General features: G+C 68.3%; 17 protein-coding genes. 4 read left to right on the top strand and 13 right to left on the bottom strand.

The genetic code is table 11. The features are described 5' to 3' along the window. Window positions 1-33 precede the first annotated feature (33 nt). From folC to BST17_RS05635, 5 genes are all read right to left on the bottom strand, one after another. Window positions 34-1,437, bottom strand: a complete 1,404-nt coding sequence (gene folC / locus BST17_RS05615; protein ID WP_083055987.1) for a bifunctional tetrahydrofolate synthase/dihydrofolate synthase — start codon at window positions 1,435-1,437, stop codon at window positions 34-36. 28 nt (window positions 1,438-1,465) lie between these two features. Next, the gene (locus BST17_RS05620; RefSeq protein ID WP_083055989.1) at window positions 1,466-4,105 is read right to left on the bottom strand and encodes a valine--tRNA ligase; all 2,640 of its coding nucleotides are present in this window, start codon (window positions 4,103-4,105) and stop codon (window positions 1,466-1,468) included. Between the two features lie 104 nt (window positions 4,106-4,209). Further along, complete coding sequence (locus BST17_RS05625; protein WP_083055991.1) at window positions 4,210-5,466, bottom strand: saccharopine dehydrogenase family protein; 1,257 nt, start codon at window positions 5,464-5,466, stop codon at window positions 4,210-4,212. Between the two features lie 11 nt (window positions 5,467-5,477). Further along, a complete protein-coding gene (locus BST17_RS05630) occupies window positions 5,478-7,469 on the bottom strand; it encodes a S9 family peptidase (RefSeq protein WP_083055992.1) in 1,992 nt (663 codons plus the stop codon). Window positions 7,470-7,520: 51 nt separating this feature from the next. Next, window positions 7,521-8,141 (bottom strand): hypothetical protein, encoded by a 621-nt coding sequence (locus BST17_RS05635; RefSeq protein ID WP_083055993.1) that lies wholly within the window; start codon window positions 8,139-8,141, stop codon window positions 7,521-7,523. Window positions 8,142-8,284: 143 nt separating this feature from the next. Between BST17_RS05635 and BST17_RS05640 the strand changes: the two genes are divergently transcribed. Further along, window positions 8,285-9,439, top strand: coding sequence for an FAD-dependent monooxygenase (locus BST17_RS05640; RefSeq protein WP_083055994.1), 1,155 nt, complete (start codon window positions 8,285-8,287; stop codon window positions 9,437-9,439). Window positions 9,440-9,442: 3 nt separating this feature from the next. Here the strand turns inward: BST17_RS05640 and BST17_RS05645 are convergent, their stop codons facing one another. The 7 genes from BST17_RS05645 to BST17_RS05675 form a co-directional block, all read right to left on the bottom strand. Beyond that, window positions 9,443-9,946, bottom strand: coding sequence for a transglycosylase family protein (locus BST17_RS05645; protein ID WP_083056092.1), 504 nt, complete (start codon window positions 9,944-9,946; stop codon window positions 9,443-9,445). A 231-nt stretch (window positions 9,947-10,177) separates the two neighbouring features. Continuing rightward, window positions 10,178-10,501 carry a transglycosylase family protein gene (locus BST17_RS05650; RefSeq protein WP_083055995.1) on the bottom strand — a complete coding sequence of 108 codons (324 nt, stop codon included), beginning with the start codon at window positions 10,499-10,501 and terminating at the stop codon, window positions 10,178-10,180. Between the two features lie 1,045 nt (window positions 10,502-11,546). Beyond that, window positions 11,547-12,116: a molybdenum cofactor guanylyltransferase gene (gene mobA, locus BST17_RS05655; protein WP_083055996.1), complete on the bottom strand. Its 570-nt coding sequence runs from the start codon at window positions 12,114-12,116 to the stop codon at window positions 11,547-11,549. Window positions 12,117-12,125: 9 nt separating this feature from the next. Further along, on the bottom strand, window positions 12,126-13,205 hold the full coding sequence (locus BST17_RS05660; RefSeq protein WP_083055997.1) for a 2-oxoacid:ferredoxin oxidoreductase subunit beta: 1,080 nt from the start codon (window positions 13,203-13,205) through the stop codon (window positions 12,126-12,128). Continuing rightward, window positions 13,202-15,130, bottom strand: a complete 1,929-nt coding sequence (locus tag BST17_RS05665) for a 2-oxoacid:acceptor oxidoreductase subunit alpha (protein WP_083055999.1) — start codon at window positions 15,128-15,130, stop codon at window positions 13,202-13,204. Before BST17_RS05665 ends, BST17_RS05660 begins: the two co-directional genes overlap by 4 nt. A gap of 313 nt (window positions 15,131-15,443) precedes the next feature. Further along, entirely contained in the window at window positions 15,444-16,289 is an 846-nt protein-coding gene (locus BST17_RS05670; RefSeq protein WP_109750010.1) for a carbohydrate kinase family protein, read from the bottom strand. 127 nt (window positions 16,290-16,416) lie between these two features. Further along, window positions 16,417-17,418, bottom strand: coding sequence for a LacI family DNA-binding transcriptional regulator (locus BST17_RS05675; protein ID WP_083056001.1), 1,002 nt, complete (start codon window positions 17,416-17,418; stop codon window positions 16,417-16,419). Window positions 17,419-17,627: 209 nt separating this feature from the next. Between BST17_RS05675 and BST17_RS05680 the strand changes: the two genes are divergently transcribed. Genes BST17_RS05680 through BST17_RS05690 form a run of 3 tightly spaced genes read left to right on the top strand, consistent with a single transcriptional unit; the run spans window position 17,628 to window position 20,475 of the window. Next, window positions 17,628-18,635: a Gfo/Idh/MocA family protein gene (locus BST17_RS05680; protein ID WP_083056003.1), complete on the top strand. Its 1,008-nt coding sequence runs from the start codon at window positions 17,628-17,630 to the stop codon at window positions 18,633-18,635. An 11-nt stretch (window positions 18,636-18,646) separates the two neighbouring features. Then, on the top strand, window positions 18,647-19,507 hold the full coding sequence (locus BST17_RS05685; protein ID WP_083056096.1) for a sugar phosphate isomerase/epimerase family protein: 861 nt from the start codon (window positions 18,647-18,649) through the stop codon (window positions 19,505-19,507). Then, window positions 19,504-20,475, top strand: a complete 972-nt coding sequence (locus BST17_RS05690; protein ID WP_083056004.1) for a Gfo/Idh/MocA family protein — start codon at window positions 19,504-19,506, stop codon at window positions 20,473-20,475. Before BST17_RS05685 ends, BST17_RS05690 begins: the two co-directional genes overlap by 4 nt. A gap of 12 nt (window positions 20,476-20,487) precedes the next feature. Here the strand turns inward: BST17_RS05690 and BST17_RS05695 are convergent, their stop codons facing one another. Continuing rightward, window positions 20,488-20,961: an SRPBCC family protein gene (locus BST17_RS05695; RefSeq protein WP_083056005.1), complete on the bottom strand. Its 474-nt coding sequence runs from the start codon at window positions 20,959-20,961 to the stop codon at window positions 20,488-20,490. Between the last annotated feature and the right edge of the window lie 85 nt (window positions 20,962-21,046).

The following is a 21,046-nucleotide window of genomic DNA, read 5'->3' on the forward strand; positions in this document are numbered from 1 at the left end:
CGACCGTTGATTCGCTTGCACGCGTCGCTCATGTCAGGCGGGGTCCTTCCCGAACAGGGTGCGGGCCGCACCGGCGGTCACGACGGATCCGGTGATGACCATGCCGCTGCCGGAGAAGCCCTCACCATCGTTACCGGACTCCTCGACCAGCGCGGTGGCCGCCTCGATCGCGTCGGGCAGCGAGGCGGCGGCGACCACCCGGTCGGGTCCGAAACGTTCCTCGGCCCGCGCGGCCAGACCGTCCACATCCATCGCACGCGGTGACCCGTTGTGCGTGACCACCAGCATGTCGAAGGCCGGCTCGAGGGCCTCCAGTATCCCGTCGACATCCTTGTCGGCCATCACCGAGAGCACGCCGACCAGGTAGCGGAAGTCGAATTCGTCGCCCAGCGCCCGGGTGAGCGCGGCCGCCCCGGCCGGGTTGTGCGCCGCATCGATGAACACCGTCGGCGCGCTGCGCACCCGCTCCAGCCGGCCCGGGCTCGCCACCGCGGCGAAACCCGCGCGCACCGCGTCGATGTCGAGTTGACGTTGGGAACCGGCGCCGAAGAAGGCCTCCACCGCGGCCAGCGCCAGGACTGCGTTGTGGGCCTGGTGCTCGCCGTGCAGCGGGAGGAAGATCTCGTCGTATACGCCGCCGAGGCCCTGCAGGGTCAACAGCTGCCCACCGATCGCGATCTGCCGGTCCACCACCGCGAATTCCGAATCCTCGCGTGCCACAGCGGCGTCGGCACGCACCGTCTCGGCCAGCAGCACCTCCATCGCCTCTGGGACCTGGCGGGCGATGACGGCGACCGTGTCGGTGGGGATGAGCGCGTCGTCCTGCTTGTGGATGATGCCGGCCTTCTCCCCCGCGATCTCGGCGATCGTGTCACCGAGATAGTCGGTGTGGTCCAACCCGATCGGGGTGATCACCGCGACCGGGGCGTCGACGACATTGGTGGCGTCCCACCGGCCACCCAGTCCGGTTTCGATGACGGCGACGTCGACGGGCGCGTCGGCGAAGGCCGCGAATGCCATCGCGGTGAGCACCTCGAACTTGCTCATCCTGGGACCACCGCCGGCCTCGGATTGCTGGTCGACGAGTTCGACGAACGGTTCGACCTCGCGGTAGGTCGCCACGTATTGCGCTGGACTGATGGGGTTTCCGTCGATCGAGATGCGTTCGACCGCGGACTGCAGGTGCGGGCTGGTGGTGCGGCCGGTGCGGCGGTGCAACGCGATCAGCAGGGCGTCGACGATGCGGGCCACCGAGGTCTTGCCGTTGGTGCCCGCGATGTGGATCGACGGGTATGCACGCTGCGGCGCGCCGAGCAGTTCCAGCAGCGCGGTGATGCGGGTGGTGCTGGGCTCGATCTTGGTCTCCGGCCAGCGTTGGTCGAGCAGGTGCTCGACCTGCAGCAGTGCGGCGACCTCGTCGGGGGTGGGCTGTGTCATCCGCGGTCCGCTTCGCTACTCGCTGTCCTCATGCCAGCGCTGCGAGGCGGGCGGTGATCCGCTCCACCTCCTCCTGCGCCAACTGCCGACGGGCGGTGATCTTCTCGACGACCGCCTCGGGCGCCTTGGCCAGGAAGTCGGCGTTGCCGAGCTTGCCCGCGGTCTGCGCCAGTTCCTTCTGTGCGGCCGCCAGGTCCTTCTCCAGCCGGCGCTTCTCGGCGGCGACGTCCACGGTGCCCGAGGTGTCCACCTCGACGGTCACGGTGCCAACGGTCAACCGCACCTCGACCGACGCCGACGCGGTGAATCCGTCGGCGGGCTCGGTGAGCCACGCCAGCGCGGTGACGGCGGGCACCTGCGACTCGATGTCGGCGGCATCCAGCCCACTCAGCCGCGCCGGCACCTTCTGCCGGTCGGCCAGGCCCTGATCGCTGCGGAACCGCCGCACCTCGGTCACCAGCTTCTGCATGTCGGCGATGCGGCGGGTCGCGGTGGCGTCGGAGGTGTGGGCAGAGGCGACCGGCCAGTCTGCGATGACGACCGACTCGGCACCGGTGAGTGTCTTCCACAGCGTCTCGGTGACGAACGGCATCACCGGGTGCAGCAGCTTCAGCAGTGTGTCCAGCACGGCCGCCAGCACCGCTGGGGTATGCGAATAGCCCTGCGACACCTGGACTTTGGCCAGCTCCAGGTACCAGTCGCAGAACTCGTCCCAGGCGAAGTGGTACAGCGCCTCGCAGGCCCGGCTGAACTCGTAGGCCTCCAGCGCGGCGTCGGCCTCGGCGCGCACCTCCTCGAGGCGGCCCAGGATCCAGCGATCGGCATCGGTGAGCTGATCCGCCGCCGGCAGGTCGGTCAGTTCCGCACCGTTCATCAGCGCGAACTTGGTGGCGTTGAACAACTTGGTCGCGAAGTTGCGCGAGGCGCGGGCGTGGTCCTCACCGATCGAGAGGTCGCCGCCGGGGCTCGCGCCGCGGGCCAGGGTGAAGCGCAGCGCGTCGGCACCGAACTTCTCCACCCAGTCCAGCGGGTCGATGCCGTTGCCCTTGGACTTGCTCATCTTGCGACCGAACTCATCGCGGATCAGACCGTGCAGGAAGACGTTCTCGAACGGCACCGAACCGGGATCGATGACGTCGTCGCCGGCCACGAAGGTGCCGAACATCATCATCCGCGCCACCCAGAAGAACAGGATGTCGTAGCCGGTCACCAGAACCGTTGTGGGATAGAACTTCTGCAGTTCCGGGGTGGCGTCCGGCCAACCCATGGTGGAGAACGGCCACAGTGCCGAGGAGAACCACGTGTCCAGGACGTCGGGGTCCTGCTCCCAGCCCTCCGGCGGGGTCTCGTCGGGGCCCAGGCAGACCTGCTGCCCGTCGGGGCCGTGCCAGATCGGGATGCGGTGGCCCCACCAGAGCTGACGCGAGATGCACCAGTCGTGCATGTTGTCCACCCAGGCGAACCAGCGCGGCTCCAGACTGGCCGGGTGAACCACGGTGTCGCCGTTGCGAACTGCGTCACCGGCGGCCTTCGCCAGCGACTCGACCTTGACCCACCACTGCAGGCTCAGCCGAGGCTCGATCGGCTCGCCACTGCGCTCGGAATGGCCGACGCTGTGCAGATACGGGCGCTTCTCCGCGACGATACGTCCCTGCGCAGCCAGCGCCTCGCGCACCGCGACGCGCGCCTCGAAGCGATCCATCCCGTCGAAACGGGTCCCGGTGCCGGTGATGGCACCCGCGGTATCCAGGATGGACGGCATCGGCAGGTTGTGCCGCAGTCCGATCTCGAAGTCGTTGGGGTCGTGCGCCGGGGTGACTTTGACTGCACCGGTGCCGAATTCGGGGTCCACGTGCGCGTCGGCGACGATCACGATGGTGTGGTCGTCCAGGAACGGGTGCGGCAACGTGCTGCCGACCAGTGCGCGGTAGCGCTCGTCATCGGGGTGCACCGCCACCGCGGTGTCGCCGAGCATGGTCTCCAGCCGGGTGGTGGCGACGATGATGTGCGGTTCGTCGTCGTTCATGGAGCCGTACCGGAACGACACCAGCTCGCCCTCGACGTCCTCGTATTTGACCTCGAGGTCGGAGATCGCGGTCTGCAGCACCGGAGACCAGTTCACCAGCCGCTCGGCCTGGTAGATCAGCCCGGCGTCGTACAGGCGTTTGAAGATGGTGCGGACGGCACGGGAGAGGCCCTCGTCCATGGTGAACCGGTCACGGCTCCAGTCCACCCCGTCGCCGAGGCGGCGCATCTGGCCGCCGATGGTGCCGCCGGACTCACGCTTCCAGTCCCACACCTTGTCGATGAACAGCTCGCGGCCGTAGTCCTCTTTGGTCTTGCCGTCGGCCGCCAGCTGCTTCTCCACCACCGACTGGGTCGCGATGCCCGCGTGGTCCATACCGGGCAGCCAGAGCACTTCATAACCCTGCATCCGGCGGCGGCGGGTCAGCGCATCCATCAGGGTGTGGTCCAGGGCGTGCCCCATGTGCAGGCTGCCGGTCACGTTCGGCGGCGGCAACACGATCGAGTACGGCGGCTTGTCGCTGCCGGGGTCCGCGGTGAAATACCCGGCGTCGACCCAACCCTGGTACAGGTCGCTCTCTACCGCACCCGGCTCCCAGGACTTGGGCAGGGCATCGGCGCGCGAAGAGGGGCTGGCAGTCACCGCTCGATTCTAGGTAAACGGCCGCGGCCGCCACACAAGCCCCCGACTCCCTGCGGTTTGAGGCGTCGCACCCGTACCGATCCCGGGTGCGACGCCACATTCGGTCAGTCCAGCCGGGCGGTCTCCAGCGTGACCGCGGCGGCGGGCAGCCGGGTCAGCAGCGCCGAACCCGCCGCGGCGGCCGGCGTCAGCACCCCGCGCAGATCCGAGAGCTGATCCCGGTCGAGCGCGAGCGCCAGCCCGCACTCCGCCAACAGCACGGCGGTGGCCTTGTACCCCGGGTCACCCTGCTGGGCGATGGTCGCGCGGTACCGGGCCCCGGTGGTGGTCGTGGTGTAGGTCTCGATGCGGTAGTGGCCGTTGTCGCGGGTACGTTCGCTGGGCCCGCTGCCCGGCTTCGGCAGGATCCGTTCGAGCAGGCCGGTCGGTACCTTGTTGATGTAGCGACTGCCGAGGCTGAAGGTCGCGACACTGGCGGCGGTCTCCAGGGCGGCGGCCGCCGGCGCCAGCACCGAGGAACCCAGGCTCATCTGCTCGGCGTAGCGGAAGTTGCGCCCGTACGCCCAATCCAGCAGGGCATTGCTGCGCCGCACGATGCGTGAGTTGGGCGCGGCCATCGCGAAGGCGCCGGTCCAGATGCCGTCGAGTTCCGGCGCGATATCGCGCCCGCGCCGCCACGGGTTGTCGGACTGGTGGCCCAGTTCCGGTTCGGCGCCGCGGTCGGTGGTCAGCGTGTACGGGTCCTCCAGATCGCGACGGGACTGGGGGTCCTCGGCAGCGGTCCGCATGAACTCGATCATCGATGCTGCGGTCCCGCCGGAGACACCGCCGGCGAAGGTGCGCAACACCAGGTTGGTCTCGGTCAGCTCGCCGGCACCGTCGGCGGTCACCCGGTCGTGCAGTGCGTAGACCGTGATATCCGATGGGACCGAGTCGAATCCGCACGAGTGCACGATCCGCGCGCCGGTGTCGATGGCCTGCTTGTGGAACTGCTCGGCGCTGTCACGGATGAACAACGTCTCGCCGGTGAGGTCGGCATAGTCGGTGCCCGCGGCGGCACATGCCTGCACCAGCGGCAGCCCGTACTTGGTGTAGGGCCCGACGGTGGTGATGACCACCTGGGTACGCGCGGCCATGTCGGCCAACGTCGAGGGTGAGCCGGCGTCGGCCTCGACGAGCTGCCAGTCCTGCGCCTTGGGCCCGAGGCTGTCCCTGACATCGCGCACCTTGGCCAGCGAACGCCCGGCCAGTGCGATCCGCGCCCCCGAGTCGGCCAGGGCCAGATACTGCGCGGTGAGTTTGCCTGCGAAGCCGGTGGCGCCGTACAGAACGATGTCGAATTCCCGCTGCGGAGAGGTCATGGGTCCCGAAGCTACCCGAGGAGCTCGGGCACAAACACCTCCCGGCCGAACAGATGGTTGCCCAGGAACGCCGAGATCACCTGGTACCAGATCTTGGTGTGCTGCGGCGCGGCCACCCAGTGCCCCTCGGACGGAAAGTACAGGAACTGGTGCGGGCTCGCGCCGTCCTCGTCGGCGGGCAGACCGGACCGGCTGAGCAGTTCGTACCACAACCGCAGGCCCTCCCCGATCGGCACGCGGTAGTCCTTGTCGCCGTGGATCACCAGCATCGGGGTGCGGATCTGCTCGACGTGCCGGTGCGGCGAATTCTGTTGTGTCATCTGCTCGGTCATCTCCCGCTCCCACCAGTACGCGCCGTCGGTGGTCGGTCCGAACTGATCCAGCGCCCACAGACTGGCGTGGGTGACGATGGCGGCGAAGCGGTCGGTGTGCCCGGCGATCCAGTTGGCCATATACCCACCGAACGAGCCGCCCATCGCGGCGGTCCGCTCCGGATCGATCCGCGGGTGGGCGCACGCCGCGTCGGTGGCAGCCATCAGATCGGTGTACGGCGGTCCGCCCCAGGCACCCCACCCCCGTTGGATGAAGTCCTGCCCGTACCCGGTGGACAGCGCCGGGTCGGGCAGCAGCACCGCATATCCCTGGGCCGCGAGCAGCCACGGGTTCCACCGCCAGTGCCAGGTGTTCCAGCTGCCCAGCGGACCGCCGTGCACCCACAGCAGCAGTGGGGCGGGTTCGGTCCCGTTCGGCAGCACCAGCCAGGAGCGCACCGCCGCGCCGTCCGGTGTCGCCGCGGTCAGTTCCGCCACGGTGCCGGGCACCGGGGGTAACTCGACGCACGGCAGGACGGTGACGGTGCCGTCGGGGTCGATGCGCACCGGGTGCGGCGGCGCCAGATACGAGCTGCGCAGGGCGAAGATCACCCCGCCCGGGGCTGCACACACATCGGTGTAGGCGTGGTCGTCGTCGGTCAGTCGGGTCACCGCGCGGGTCGCGGGATCCACCGCGAACACCGGATGCCGGCCGTTGTCGTCCGCGGTGACGATCAGCCGGGTGCCGTCGGCGCTCCACGTCACCGACGCCGGCCAGCGGTCCCATTCCGTGAGCTCGGTCCATCCCCGACCCGTCGCGTCCGGCGAGGAAGTCCCGCCGATATCGGCCCAGCACAACGTGGTCCGGGGCGCTTGTGTGGGGGTGGAGGTGGTCTCCCGCACGAACGCGATGCGCCGGCCGTCCGGTGCGATCACCGGCCCGTCCAGATCCGCGCCGGGATCGTCGGCGATCACGGTGCGCCGACCGGTGGCCATGTCGATGCGCACGATCCGCGATCGCAGCGCCACCCCGGCCACCGGCGCGTGCCAGCTGGTGACCACGAAGGTGCCGTCGGCACTGACGTCGAGCGCGGTCTCGCGCAGTGCTGCCCCGGGATCCGGCGTGAGGTTCTGCTTTCCGTCGATGTCGAACAGGTGCGGCAGATCCGGACCCAGGTCGTGGTCCCAGTGCCGGACCGGGTAACCGCGGTGCAGGATTGCCGAGACCTTGTTGTCCTTGCGCTGTGTCCGCAGTCGCTTGTCGTCGTCCAATCCGGCGGCAGAACGCAATAACGGGGCGGTCGCCACGATTCTGGCCGCCCGCCCCGCGGTGTGCACCGCCGACACCCCGCCTGCCGGCGCGAATTCCTCGACGGCCTCGCCGCCGTCCTTCGGCAGCCGCCACAGCGCAGTCGGTGGGGAGTCCTCCCCCGGCTTGGCCCGGCCCGCCAGGAACAACAGGTCGCCGTCCGCGGTGAAGACCGGCCCGGACTCGCCCTTGGCACCGCGGGTCAGCCGCCGGGCCGACCGGACTCCCGCGGGATCCAATTCCCAGATCGCCGTGACGTATTCGGTGCCGTCGGCATCGAGCTCGCTGACGGTGGTGACCACCCGGTCACCACCCGGGGTGACGGCCAGGCCGGCCACCCGGGGTAGTGCCAGATAGCTGTCGAGATCGTCGAACGGCGTCATGGTTCCACCGTAGTGGGCGGGTCACGGCACGACCCGGTCGCTTCGCCGGCCTCAGACGACGTCGGTGACCGTTCCGGTGATGTCGGCGCGGACCTGCTTGGTGCTGCGCTCACCCTGGATGTTGAGCAGGATCTGCACCTCGTCGGTGAACGGTAGGTTGCGCTTGACGACGACCGATTGCACGGCGCCGTCGGCGATTCCGCTCGCCGGCACGGCGTTGTCCATGGCGGTGATGATGGCCGCGGTGGATACGTCGTCGGCGGCGAACACGTTCTGCCGCAACGCCTCGGCATCATCGCCGTAGTCGACCGGTCGCAGCGGGCCGACCGTGCCTGCGGTGTAGGTCCACTGGTTGAGCTCGGTGGGCGCGGCGGGATCGACGGCTTGCACGGTGACCGACAGATCGGTGAAGACCAATTCGACCACCTGCATCGGGTCGGCGCCCACCTTTGCGCTGATGGCGGCCATGGCCTTGTCGATGGGTTCGGCCGCGAGCATGCCGCCGGTGGCGACGTCGACGAGTCCGTCGGCGGTGTCGCCGAGCTGCTCGACGGCGGTCGCAGCGGCGTCGGTGATCTGCTCGATCTGCTCGATCTGCGAGCAACCGGTGAGCAGCGAGATGGAAAGGGCGGCGGCGGCGAGGCCGACACCGAGGCGCGGGTATCTGGTCATGGTGATGACGGTGCCGCCGTCCGACCGCTACCGATCCCAACTTCGGTGTGCGGGGCTGTCCTGGACGGGCGGGCCCACGGGGCACCGCTGCTCTCTGGCGTGCTCCCGATGTCTCGGTTCGTCGACACCTACGCTGGAGGGCCATGCCACACCACATCATCGTCGTCGGCGCCGGGATCGCCGGCCTGTCCACCGCCCTGGCGCTGCGCCACGCCGGACACGATGTGCAGGTGATCGAGGGACGGGCCGAAACCGACGCGGGCACCGGCGCCGGCATCAGCATCTGGCCCAACGCCCTCGCCGCGCTCGACGTCCTCGGCCTCGGTGGTGACGTCCGGGCGGCGGGCGGGCGGGTCAGCGCCGGCGCGGTCCGCTGGCATGACGGCCGATGGCTACGGCGTCCTGCGCCCGACCGGATCGTGCGGGCGCTCGGCGAACCGCTGGTGGTCATCCACCGCCGCGCACTCACCGACATCCTGGCCGCGGCGTTGCCGGCCGGGTCGGTGAGGCACGACTGCACCGCGGCGCAGCTGGAGGTGGGGCCCGATGTCGTCCGGGTCGCGCTGGCCGACGGCGCGGTGGTGAGCGCGGACGCCGTCGTCGGGGCCGACGGCGTCGATTCGATGGTGGCGCGCCACCTCAACGGCACCCTGGCGAAGCGATATGCCGGCTATACGGCGTGGCGGGGTATCGCCGAGTACGCGCTGGATCCCGAACTCGCCGGCGAGACGATGGGCCCCGGACTCGAGGTGGGCCATGTTCCGCTCGGCGCCCGGCAGACCTACTGGTTCGCCACGCAGCGCGCGCCCCGGGGTGCGACCTCGGCCGGCGGCGAGCTGGCTCATCTGCAGAACGTCTTCGGTGGCTGGCCGGAACCCATTCCCGCGCTGTTGGCCGCAACCGATCCCGCGGCGGTGTTGCGCAACGACCTCTATGACCGGGCCCGTGCCGACCGGTGGGCGCAGGGTCGGGTGGTCATCGTGGGCGATGCGGCCCACCCGATGCGCCCTCATCTGGGACAGGGCGGGTGCCAGGGGCTCGAAGACGCGGCCATCCTGGCCGCATTGACCGCCGGCGGGGCCGATCTGTCCGCGGCCTTCACACGCTTCGCGGCGGTCCGGCGGCGCCGGGTGCGTGCGCTGGTCGGCGAGGCGCGCACCATCGGACAGATCGTGAACCTGCGGCCTGCACTGCTGAGCGCCGTGGCCAGTCGGGCATCGGCGTTGGTGCCGGAGAGAATGTTGGCCCGACACCTGGCGAGCATCGCGGGACGCTCGGCATTCGTGCTGCCGGGGTAGGGGTCAGCGCGGCTGGAACGTGCGTCCCACGTTCTCCAGCGCCACGCACATCTGACGGAAGTCGAAGATCCCCAGCACGGCACCGCCGCGGATGGCCTGACATCCGGTCGCCGCCGGCGCCGGGGCCTGCGGCAGGTTCGGGGTCCCCCACACCGCGGGGGCTGCCCCGCGCGAACCGCATTTCGGCCACGCCTTCAGGCCCTGGGTCCGCAGCACGTTCTCGGCGACGCGGATCTGCTCGGCGCGCGTCGCCCGGGCCGGCGAGCCGACCCCGCCATTGGCATTCCAGGTCGCCTGCTTGAACTGCAGACCGCCGAAGTGGCCGTTGCCCGAGTTGATGCCCCAGTTACCGCCCGATTCGCACTGCGCGATGGCGTCCCAGTTGACGCTGTCGGCGCTTGCGGTCGCCGAGATGGCCATCGGGGCCACCGACAGGGCGCCGGTCGCAGCGGCCACCCAGATGCTCTTGGCGACGATGCTGGTGATGCGGGCGCGAATGCTGCTCATGCGGTTCGTCATTGCAGTGCGGTCCTTCCCCGACCGGTATACGAGACCGCGACATCAAGTGTGATGTGCTCTTGCGACGCGGTTATCCGGTCTGTCGAGTGACCGATATCACCCGTTACTGGGGAGGCTGAAGTTTTAGCAGTTTCTTATGTGGCGGGCGGTATTCATGAGAAAACAATGGCGCCGGGCGTGAAGCCCGGCGCCATTGTGCGGAAATCTGCTATTGCGGGATCAGCCCCGGCCACCGCAGGTCGGCCATGCGCCGATGCCCTGGCTGCGCAGGACGTTCTCCGCGACGCGGATCTGCTCTTCGCGGCTGGCAGCGTGCGGAGCACCCGCGCCGCCGTTGGACTGCCAGGTGCCCATGGTGAACTGCAGGCCACCGTAGTAACCGTTACCCGTGTTGATCGACCAGTTGCCGCCCGACTCGCAGGCCGCGACGGCATCCCAGTTCACGGAGTCCGCATGTGCGGTTCCGGTCGCCAGCATCAGGGGGGCTGCACCCAGCGCCCCGGCGATGGCGGCCATACCGAACGTCTTGCGGATGTTCTTCAAAGTCAATCCTCTCGCCACGCGCGCGCCAATGAACACGCCCGCCGGAGAAGCGGACGCGCAATGCCTGACAACTCAGGCGGTGGGATTGGGGCGTGCCGTCTCGGTCAGGCACGACAGTGGGAGACAACATGGCGTCTCACCGGGTGGCTTCACCCGGTGACCGGCGAACGACTCGGCAGTTCGCATCCGGCCCACTCACACGCAAATGCTTGAATATGAAATTGTTTGCTCCGTACCGGAACTGGAAATGAACGTACAAAAGACCGAACTCGAAGTCACTTTGATGTCGAACGTGTCGCTCTCAGATCACAGGATGATCACGGTGCGCGGTTGCCGAAAAGCACGCAGGTCAACGGCAATATCGGCCACAAACCCTTAATCGCAGGTCGAGGGCGCGCACGTGGGACAGATCACAGACATTTTGTGAGCTGGACCACGCGCCGGCACGTCGGCACGAGTCGCATAGCGGTGTGTACCCCCGGCATCGTCCGTTGACACCTCCCCTCGGCCGTATTCCCGCCCCGCGGTTCGCTGCCGGACCGCCGCGGCCGGATCCGCGTCGAACACACCACTCACGTTGACGCACAGGCATTTACGAGAGATCTGGCGCATGGCACCAACCGGACCGATACACAGCAGGATTGGCCCGTCGTCCCATGAATGTCGTTGTTTCCCAGACTGATTGCGTGACGAATGGGGCGGTGATCCGCCGCGGGTCGCCGACCGCCTCCGCGGCCGGGGGTGGGCCGCCGCACGCCGTTATCGCCGGCAGGGACTTAGCCTCGGTAACTATTCTTCGATCTCGAATTCGGCACCGCACAGGGTGGTTTCGCGACGCCCCCGCTCTCACCGAATAGTGTTTCACCACAACATATCTCGTGTGAGCCGATGGCATCGGCCGCCACCGCGTGCTCCCATGGGAACGCCGAATTGTTTCATTCACCGCGCAGTTATAGGACCGTGATCAACAATTCATGAAATGATGGCGCACAAATTCGGCCCCGAAGGCGTCCGAATTGCTGATTTGCTGGCGTCCGCCCGGATTTCAGACCGGCAGGTCGTCCGGGGTGTTGACGTTGGTAAGCGCGCGCTGGGGCTCGGTCACGATGCGCTGGGTGTCCGCGGCGTCCACAAGTGCCCGCATGCTGCGCTCACCGGCCGCAACGAGATCATCGGCGAGGTCGGCGAGCGAAGTCCGGTAGAGGCCGGCCAGGTAATGGTCCCGGCCATCCCACACCAGCAGCACCGCTGCCCGGGTGGTCGCCGCGGGTCCGGTCAGCTGGTCGATGAATGCGCCGTCCAGATACGGCATGTCGACCGCACATACGAAGGCCCACTCGGCGCCGGCATCGGCGGCTGCGCGCAGCCCACGCGCCGTGGCAAGCAACGGGCCGAGGCCACGCACCTCATCCCGCAGCACCCGGGCGGGCACGGCAGGTAACGCCTGTCCCGGCGCGGCCACGACGAACACCGGATCACAGCGGCCGGCGACGGTGTCGACGACCCGTTCGACGAGGGTGCGCCCCTCGAACACCAGGGTCGCCTTGTCCCGCCCCATCCGGCGCGACGCGCCACCGGCCAGCACGACGGCGGCCGGGGGTGTGCGCGGGGTCACACCAGCAGGTTAGTCCACCGACCAGGTGTCTTTGCCGCGAAGCAGCGATTGCAGTGCGGCCGTGTCGTGCACCTTGGCATCCCGCGCCGCGGCGATCTGGTTGCGGGCGGCGTCGTCGTATGTCGGCTTGTTCACCTGCCGGAAGATACCCATCACCATGTGGTCGAGGTTCTGCTCGGAGAGTCGCGACAGCGCGAACGCGTACGCCGGGTCGTCCAGGGTGGCGTCGTGCACCACGATCTGATCGGCGGGCACGTCGGCGGTCTTGGCGACCTCCAGGCCGAACCCGGACTTGATGACCGCGTACTCACCATCGGCGCCGAAGGTGATCGGCTCGCCGTGGGTGATGTTGATCAACCGGTCCTCGGCGCCTTCCTTGCGGAGCGCGTCGAAGGATCCGTCGTTGAAGATCGGGCAGTCCTGCATGATCTCCACGAGTGCCGCACCGCGGTGCGCAGCGGCGCCCCGCAGCACCTCGGTCAGGCCCTTGCGGTCGGAGTCCAGGGCGCGCCCGACGAAGGTGGCCTCGGCTCCCAGCGCCAGCGACACCGGATTGAACGGGTAGTCCAACGAGCCCATCGGGGTGGATTTGGTGACCTTGCCGACCTCGGAGGTGGGCGAGTACTGACCCTTGGTCAGACCGTAGATCCGGTTGTTGAACAACAGGATGGTGATGTTGATGTTGCGGCGCAGCGCGTGGATCAGATGGTTTCCGCCGATCGACAGCGAATCACCGTCGCCGGTGACGACCCACACCGAGAGGTCCTCGCGAGCCAGCGCCAGGCCGGTCGCGATGGTCGGGGCACGCCCGTGGATGGAGTGGAAACCGTAGGTCTCCAGGTAGTACGGGAACCGGCTCGAGCAACCGATACCGCTGACGAAGGCAATGTTCTCGCGGCGCAGCCCCAACTCCGGCAGGAAGTTGCGGATGGTGTTGAGGATGACGTAGTCACCGCACCCGGGGCACCAGCGGACCTCCTGGTCGCTGGTGAAGTCCTTGCCCTTCTGCGGCTGGTCCGTCGTCGGCACCAGCGCCGTCTTGCTGAGGGCTTCGGTCAGGCCCAGATCAGAGCCAACGAGGTCGGTCATGCTCCTGCTCCCACAGATTCCACGGTGGCGGCGGCCAGCCGGGCGAACTTCGCCTTGTCAGTTTCCTTCTCGCGCAACGTGCCGTCCAGCGCCGCATCGATGATGCCCTCGACCTCGTCCGCCAGGAAGGCCATGCCCTCGACCTTGGTGACCGACTGGATGTCGACCAGGTACTTGCCGCGCAACAGCAGGGCGAGCTGGCCGAGGTTCATCTCGGGCACGACCACCTTGGGGTAGCGGCGCAGCACCTCTTCGAGGTTGGACGGGAACGGGTTGAGGTGGCGCAGCTGGGCATGCGCGACCTTGATGCCCTTGCGGCGCGCCCGCCGGCACGCCTCGCCGATGGGGCCGTACGAGCTGCCCCAGCCGAGCATCAGCAGCTCGGCATCATCGGTCGGATCGTCGACCACCAGATCGGGCACCGCGATGCCGTCGATCTTGAGCTGACGCAACCGCACCATCAGATCGTGGTTCTTGGGTTCGTAGGAGATGTTGCCCGAACCGTTGGCCGCTTCCAGCCCACCGATGCGGTGCTCCAGGCCCGGGGTGCCCGGCACGGCGAACTGGCGGGCCAGCGTCTCCGGGTCACGGGCGTAGGGCTCGAATGGCTCACCGGGCTTGGCGAACGTGTGCTCGATGGCCGGGTAGGTGCTGATGTCCGGGATGCGCCACGGTTCGGATCCGTTGGCGATCGCGCCGTCGGACAGGATGATCACCGGGGTGTGATAGCCGATCGCGATGCGGGCGGCCTCCACCGCGATGTCGAAGCAGTCCGACGGTGAGCACGGCGCCAATACGGCGACCGGCGATTCGCCGTTGCGGCCGTAGAGCGCCTGCAGCAGGTCGGCCTGCTCGGTCTTGGTGGGCAGTCCGGTGGACGGGCCGCCGCGCTGCACGTCGATGACGATGAGCGGCAGCTCGGTCATGACCGCCAGGCCGATCGCCTCGGATTTCAGCGACACACCCGGACCCGAGGTGCTGGTGACACCGAGTGCGCCGCCATAGGACGCGCCGATCGCGGCACCGATACCGGCGATCTCGTCCTCGGCCTGGAACGTCATCACATTGAAGTGCTTGTACTTGGACAGCTCGTGCAGGATGTCACTGGCCGGGGTGATCGGGTACGTGCCCAGCACCACCTGGACACCGGAGAGATGACCGGCGGAGACGATGCCGTAGGCCAGCGCGGTGTTGCCCGAGATCTGGCGGTATTCGCCGGACTTCAGCTTCGCCGGGGCGACCTCATAGGTGGTGGCGAACGCCTCGGTGGTCTCGCCGTAGTTCCAGCCGGCCTTCAGCGCCAGCACGTTGGCCTCGGCGATCTCGGGTTTGCGGGCGAACTTTTCGCGGATGAACGACTCGCTGGACGCTAGCTCGCGGCCGTACATCCAGGACAGCAGTCCGAGCGCAAACATGTTCTTGGCGCGCTGGCCGTCCTTCTTGGTGGCGCCGATCGCCTCGACGGCGCCCAGGGTCAGGGTGGTCATGGCCACCGACTGCACGACGTAGTCGGACAGCTCCTCGGTCTCCAGCGGGTTGGCGTCGTATCCGACCTTGGCGAGATTGCGCTTGGTGAACTCGTCGGAGTTGGCGATGATCAGGCCGCCGCGCGGGAGGTCGCCGACGTTGGCCTTGAGCGCCGCGGGGTTCATCGCGACGAGGACGTCGGGCCGGTCACCGGCGGTGAGGATGTCGTAGTCGGCGATCTGGATCTGGAACGACGACACACCGGGCAGGGTGCCCTGTGGTGCCCGGATCTCGGCGGGGTAGTTCGGCTGGGTCGCCAGGTCGTTGCCGAAAAGGGCGGCCTCCGAGGTGAAGCGATCGCCGGTAAGCTGCATGCCGTCACCGGAGTCGCCGGCGAAGCGGATGACCACTTTTTCCAGCTTCTGCCGCGGAGCGCCGGTGCTGCCGTTCTGACCCACGACTTCCTGCCTTTCACGCCCCGGCCGGTGGCGCATGGCCAGGCGGGCGTTACGTCAAAAACTTTTTGTGTCACTGCGAGTAACCAGTATGGCACTTCTCTTAGGGTGTCCATCGTCGGGCGAGTCGCCGACACGCGGGTTGCGTCGGAGAAAACGCCCAGTTCAGTCGCGTGAAGCCGGGGCCCTGAGACACGAACATGTGGTTTTCGTCACTTTTGGAGAATGTCATTCTCTAAGGATTCGGTTACCGTGCAGTAGCTGTCGGCAAGCAGCATGGCCTGCGAACTTGACACCTGTCAAGTTCGGTCGGGCGTCATGCCTTCGCCGACGGAACCTCGACGCGCTTCTGTAGCTCGCGGGCCACCAGTTCACTGGCGATCTCGACCGCGCGGCGCGGTTCGGCGCCCATGGCGCGGTGGGCCACGTAGCTGGCGGTGAACATGTCCCCGGCACCGGTGGTCTGCACATCCATCACCCGCCAGGCGGCCGGCACGCGCACCACCGACCCGTCCCGGTAGATGTCGCACCCCTCCGAGCCATAGGTCACCAGGATCTCCGGGACCCCCAGCCACGCGGCGGTATCCAGATCGAAGGCGCCGTCGGCGACGATGACGGCTTCGTCCTCGGCGAGCTTGAGCACACTGAGGTGACGCAGCAGTTCGGGCGAGAAATTACGGTCCAGCACCAGCGGGCCGATCTGGTCGGCGCGCACCAGGCCCTGGCCGTCGTAGGCGATGCGGTGGCCGCGGGCGGCCAGGTGGGCCAAGGTGTCGGCCGGGAAGTCCGTGCGCAGCAGCGGGGCCAGATGGATCCAGCTGGTACGCGGGTCATCGGTGTCGATATCGGCCGGTCGCCACACCGGTCCGATCGACGAGACGCCCATGTGCCGGTGGTCGGTGTCGTCGTAGTCCAGGCTGAAACCACTGGTGCGGTCCGACGGCAGCAGCCGCACCAGGGACCCGAACCGCTCCAGAACCGGCTCGAAGAGGTCGTGGTGCTGCTCCTCGCCCATCGCGGCGATGTGCGTGCTGCCCGGCGCCGATTCCAGCGCCACGCCCGCAAAGGAGGCGCAGCCACCGGGGCTGGGCGCCGCGCCGTTGATGACGTCGATGGCCAGGTTGCCCAGCACCGTCACGCCCGGGACCAGCTCTGGCGCCATCAGTCGAATTCCCCTGCTTGTGGTTTGTCCTGTCGTCGGCACATGGTCACGTGGCCGAGCGGTGAAATGGTAGTCCGCGCGGCCCACTTTCAGCGATTCCGCAGGCAGCGCCGGCCTGTGCCGATCGTCACCCGGGCAGGTTGTAGGGGGTGACGACCTGGATCGGAGCCGGCCGTACCGGCTCGTCCGGCAGCGCGTTGTGCCGGGACAGCAGAACCCGCATGGCCAGGCGCGCGTCCGCGCGCAGATCGTTGTGCAGCACCACCGAGAGCTTGCCCTCGCGCAGCAGTCGCCGGTTGTCGGCGTCGAGATCATGGCCGACGAAGACGCGGCAGACCCGGCCCAGCCGTTCGAACGCCGCGACCGTCGCGGCGTTCCCGCCGCCGGGTGAGTAGACCGCACCGATGCCGGGGTGGCGGCGCAGCGCGTCGAGCACCAACCCCTCCGTGGTGGCGTCGATCCCATCTCCCTCACTGACCTCGACGATCTCGCGACCCGAGCCGCGCAGCCCCGACCGGAACCCGACCTCCCGCTCCCCTTCACCGCGGAACACGGTGCGGCTCAACGTGATGAGCACATCGGCCGGTGCACCGCCGAGCCACTGATCGACCAGGTAGGCCGCCGTCAGACCGGCGCCGTGGTTGTCGATGCCGACGTAGGCGCAGCGGTCACTGTTGGCCACGTCGGTGGTGTAGGTGACCACCGGCACGCCCGCGGACACCAGCCGATCGATCTGTTCGGCCACCTCGGGTTCGTCCTGCGCCTTGAGGATGACGCCGTGACTGCCCTTGATGCGGCTGAGCACGTCGACCGTCCGGGCGGCCGATCCGGACTCCCACAGATGGAAACGCGCCCGCAGCGCGGCCGGCGCGAAGGCCGGCAGTTCGGCCTCGACCGCCGCCCGGAACGCGTCCGAGAACCGCTGCGGGGTCTGCATCACGACATCGATCAGATAGCGACGACCGTTCAGCCGCAATTGTGCTCGTTGTTTGTCCAGATCCGCGATGGCCTGCAGCACCTCGGCGCGGGTGTTCTCGCGCACCCCCGGCCGGTCGTTGAGGACACGGTCGACCGTCGCCTCGCTCAGGCCGCACTGTTGCGCGATCTCGCGGACCTTGTACCGGTGCATGGGCGCTCGCTCTCCCGCGCGTCTCTCCCGCGAGCAGACGCGGGTACCCCCTTATGCGGCGATTCTGGGGGCACAAGCGTCTGCTCGCGAATGGTTGGTGACGATCTGTGATGGTTTTTTGATGGTTTTCTGCTGTTGATTGCGCTCGGTATCACAGCAAGACTAGCCGTCGTGTCCATCCACGGCGCACAGTACGAACGGAGCAACCCATGACCACCATCGGCGTGATCGGATTGGGCCGCATCGGCGCATTCCACACCGAAACCCTTGCCGGACTTGACGGTATCGACGGGTTGGTGATCACCGACGAACGCGCAGACGTGACGGCCGCGGTGGCCGCCAAACACGGCGCCACGGCCGTCGGGTCCGTCGAGGAACTGCTGGCCGCGGGCATCGACGGTGTCGTGGTGGCCGCGGCCACCCCGGCGCACGCGGAACTCACGCTGGCCGCGGTCGACCGCGGGATCCCCACCTTCTGCGAGAAGCCGATCGCCTCGACCGCCGCCGAGAGCGTGCGGGTCGCCGATCTCATCGCCCGCTCCGGCGTCCCGGTGCAGGTGGGTTATCAGCGCCGCTTCGACGCCGCCTTCGCCGCGGCCAAGGCCGCCGTCGACAGTGGCAGCCTCGGCACCCTGCACACGGTGCGCAGCACGACCATGGACCCCGCTCCCCCGCCGATGGACTACATCAAGGGCTCGGGCGGCATCTTCCGGGATTGCGCCGTCCACGATTTCGACATCGTCCGCTGGATCACCGGTCAGCAGGCCGTCGAGGTCTACGCCACCGGCACGGTGCAGGGCGACCCGCTGTTCACCGAGTACGGCGATGTCGACACCGCCGCGGTGGTGGTCCGGTTCGACGGGGGCGCGCTCGGCGTCATCTCCAACGCCCGCTACAACGCCCGCGGGTATGACTGCCGCCTCGAAATACACGGCTTCGACGATTCGGTCGCCGCCGGCTGGGACCAGGGTGCACCGCTGAAGAACGTCGATCCTGCGAACGAGTTCCCCACCGGACCGGCGCACAACTTCTTCATGGACCGCTTCACCGAGGCGTTCCGCACCGAACTGGCCGGTTTCGTCGAGGTTGCCAAGGGCGGCCCGGTCCGCGGGGCGACCGTCGCCGACGCCGTCGAGGTGGCCTGGCTGGCCGAGGCCGCCACCGAGTCCCTGCGCCGGGGCGCCCCGGTGCGCATCGAGGAGGTACGGGGAGCATGAGCACCGACACCATGAAAATCGCCGGAGCGCCCATCTCCTGGGGTGTCTGTGAGGTTCCCGGCTGGGGCTTCCAGCTCAAACCCGAACAGGTCCTCACCGAGATGCGCGGTGTCGGGCTGACCGCCACCGAACTCGGCCCGGAGGGATTCCTGCCCACCGACACCGACGAACTGAAGGCGGTCCTGGCGAGCCACCGGCTCGCCTGTGTGGGTGGATTCGTGCCGGTGGTGCTGCACAAACCCGACCATGACCCCACCGAAGACCTTGCCGGGCCGCTGGATTCGCTGGTCGCCGCAGACGCCGGTGTGGTGGTGCTGGCCGCAGCCACCGGGGCCGAGGGCTACGACTCACGCCCCGTACTGGACGAATCGCAGTGGGACATCCTGCTGACCAATCTGGACCGGTTGGCCGCCATCGTCGCCGACCGTGGATTGCTGGCCGTGCTGCACCCGCACGTCGGCACCATGGTCGAGAGCCGCGCCGAGGTGGACCGGGTGCTGGCCGGATCATCGATCCCGCTGTGCCTGGACACCGGGCATCTGCTGATCGGCGGCACCGACCCGCTGGAACTGGCCAAGGCGGTGCCACAGCGCATCGCACACACCCATCTCAAGGATGTCGACGCGGCACTGGCCGCCAAGGTGCAGGCCGGTGAACTCAGCTACACCGATGCTGTCAAGGCCGGCATGTACACGCCACTGGGCACCGGGGACATCGATATCGCCGGTATCGTCTCGGTGTTGCGGGACAACGGGTTCGACGGCTGGTTCGTGATGGAGCAGGACACCATTCTGGACAGCGCACCGGTGGGCGACGGCCCGGTTGCCGACGTGCGCGCCAGCGTGGCGTTCCTGAACAGCGTCGCCGGATGAGGATCGGCGTCCTCGGCGCGTCCCGGATCGCCGAGGACGCCATCGTCGGTCCCGCGGCCGAACTCGGACACCGACTGGTGGCCGTGGCGGCCCGCGACCGTGGTCGCGCCGCCACCTTCGCCGATAAATACGGTGTGGAACGGGTCCTGGACTCCTATCAGGACGTCATCGACCACCCCGACGTCGATGTCATCTACAACCCGTTGGCCAACTCCCTGCACGCGCCGTGGAATCTCGCGGCCATCGCCGCGGGCAAACCGGTGCTCAGCGAGAAGCCCTCCGCCCGCAACCATTCCGAGGCCATCCAGGTGGCCCGAGCCGCCACCGAGGCCGGCGTGACCGTGATGGAGGCCTTCCACTACTACTTCCACCCGGTGACCAGACGGGCACTCGAATTGGCCGCGGATGGATCGCTCGGCGAGATCCGGCGGGTCGAGGTGGCGATGGCGATGCCCGAGCCCGCTGCGCAGGACCCACGGTGGTCGTTGGACATGGCCGGTGGCGCGGTGATGGATCTGGGTTGTTACGGCCTGCACATCATGCGGTCGCTGGGTCGTCGCGTGCTCGGCGACCCGAGGATCGCGGGCGCACGCGCCGAACTGCGGTCGCCGGGGGTGGATGCGCGCTGCGACATCGATATCGAGTTCCCCGGTGGTGCGACCGGGGTCTCGACCAATTCGATGGTGGCCGAGGACTATTCGTTCACCCTGCGAATCACCGGCAGCACCGGTGCGGCGTTCGTGCACGATTTCATCCACCCGGCCGGCGATGACCGGCTGACCGTCACCACCCCAGCCGGTTCAACTATCGAGCATCACGGCACCCGGGCCTCCTACAGCCATCAGCTGGAAGCGTTCGCCGCACACGTCGAACACGGCGCGCCACTGCCGTTCGGCGTGGATGACGCGGTGGCCAACATGGCGTTGGTGGATGCCACGTATCGCGCGGCCGGTCTGCAGCCGCGGTAGCGGCCCGCCGGCTCAGTGCGTGAGGTACCGGTCGGCCAGACCGGTCAGGGTTGATTCGATGCCCTCGGCATTCTTCTTCTGCATGCCGAGCAGTTCGATCACGAACGGCACCTTGGCCGACGAATAATCGAAGGTCTCGGTGACCTTGGTGATGCCCGGGCTCACCTCGGCGAATTCCCAGCGCCATTTGTGGCCCAGCGGGTGCTGCCATTCGACGATCTGGTTCTCTTCGACTCGGGTAACCGTCGACGTGATCTTGTAGGGGAGCCCGTACTGAGTCATGCCGACGGTGAACTTGTCGCCCTTGGACAGCCGGTGCGGACCCTTGACATCGACATTGCGGACGGTGCCCGAGCCGTCGATATCGTGATGGCGGTGCGGGTCGGCGATCTGCTCGAACAGCGTCGCCACCGGTGCCGTGACCTGCACGCTGCGGCTCACGGCCTGTTTTCCGGCGTCTTCTGTCTTCAGTGTCGTCGTCGTCATGGCGGCTCGTATACCCGCGCCCCGGTCGAGCTACACGGTGCGGGCGGTGCCCGCCGCCGGCGACCTCTGCGAACTGGCATCGGCC

It is taken from the genome of Mycolicibacterium bacteremicum (genome assembly GCF_002086115.1).
Lineage (GTDB): Bacteria > Actinomycetota > Actinomycetes > Mycobacteriales > Mycobacteriaceae > Mycobacterium > Mycobacterium bacteremicum.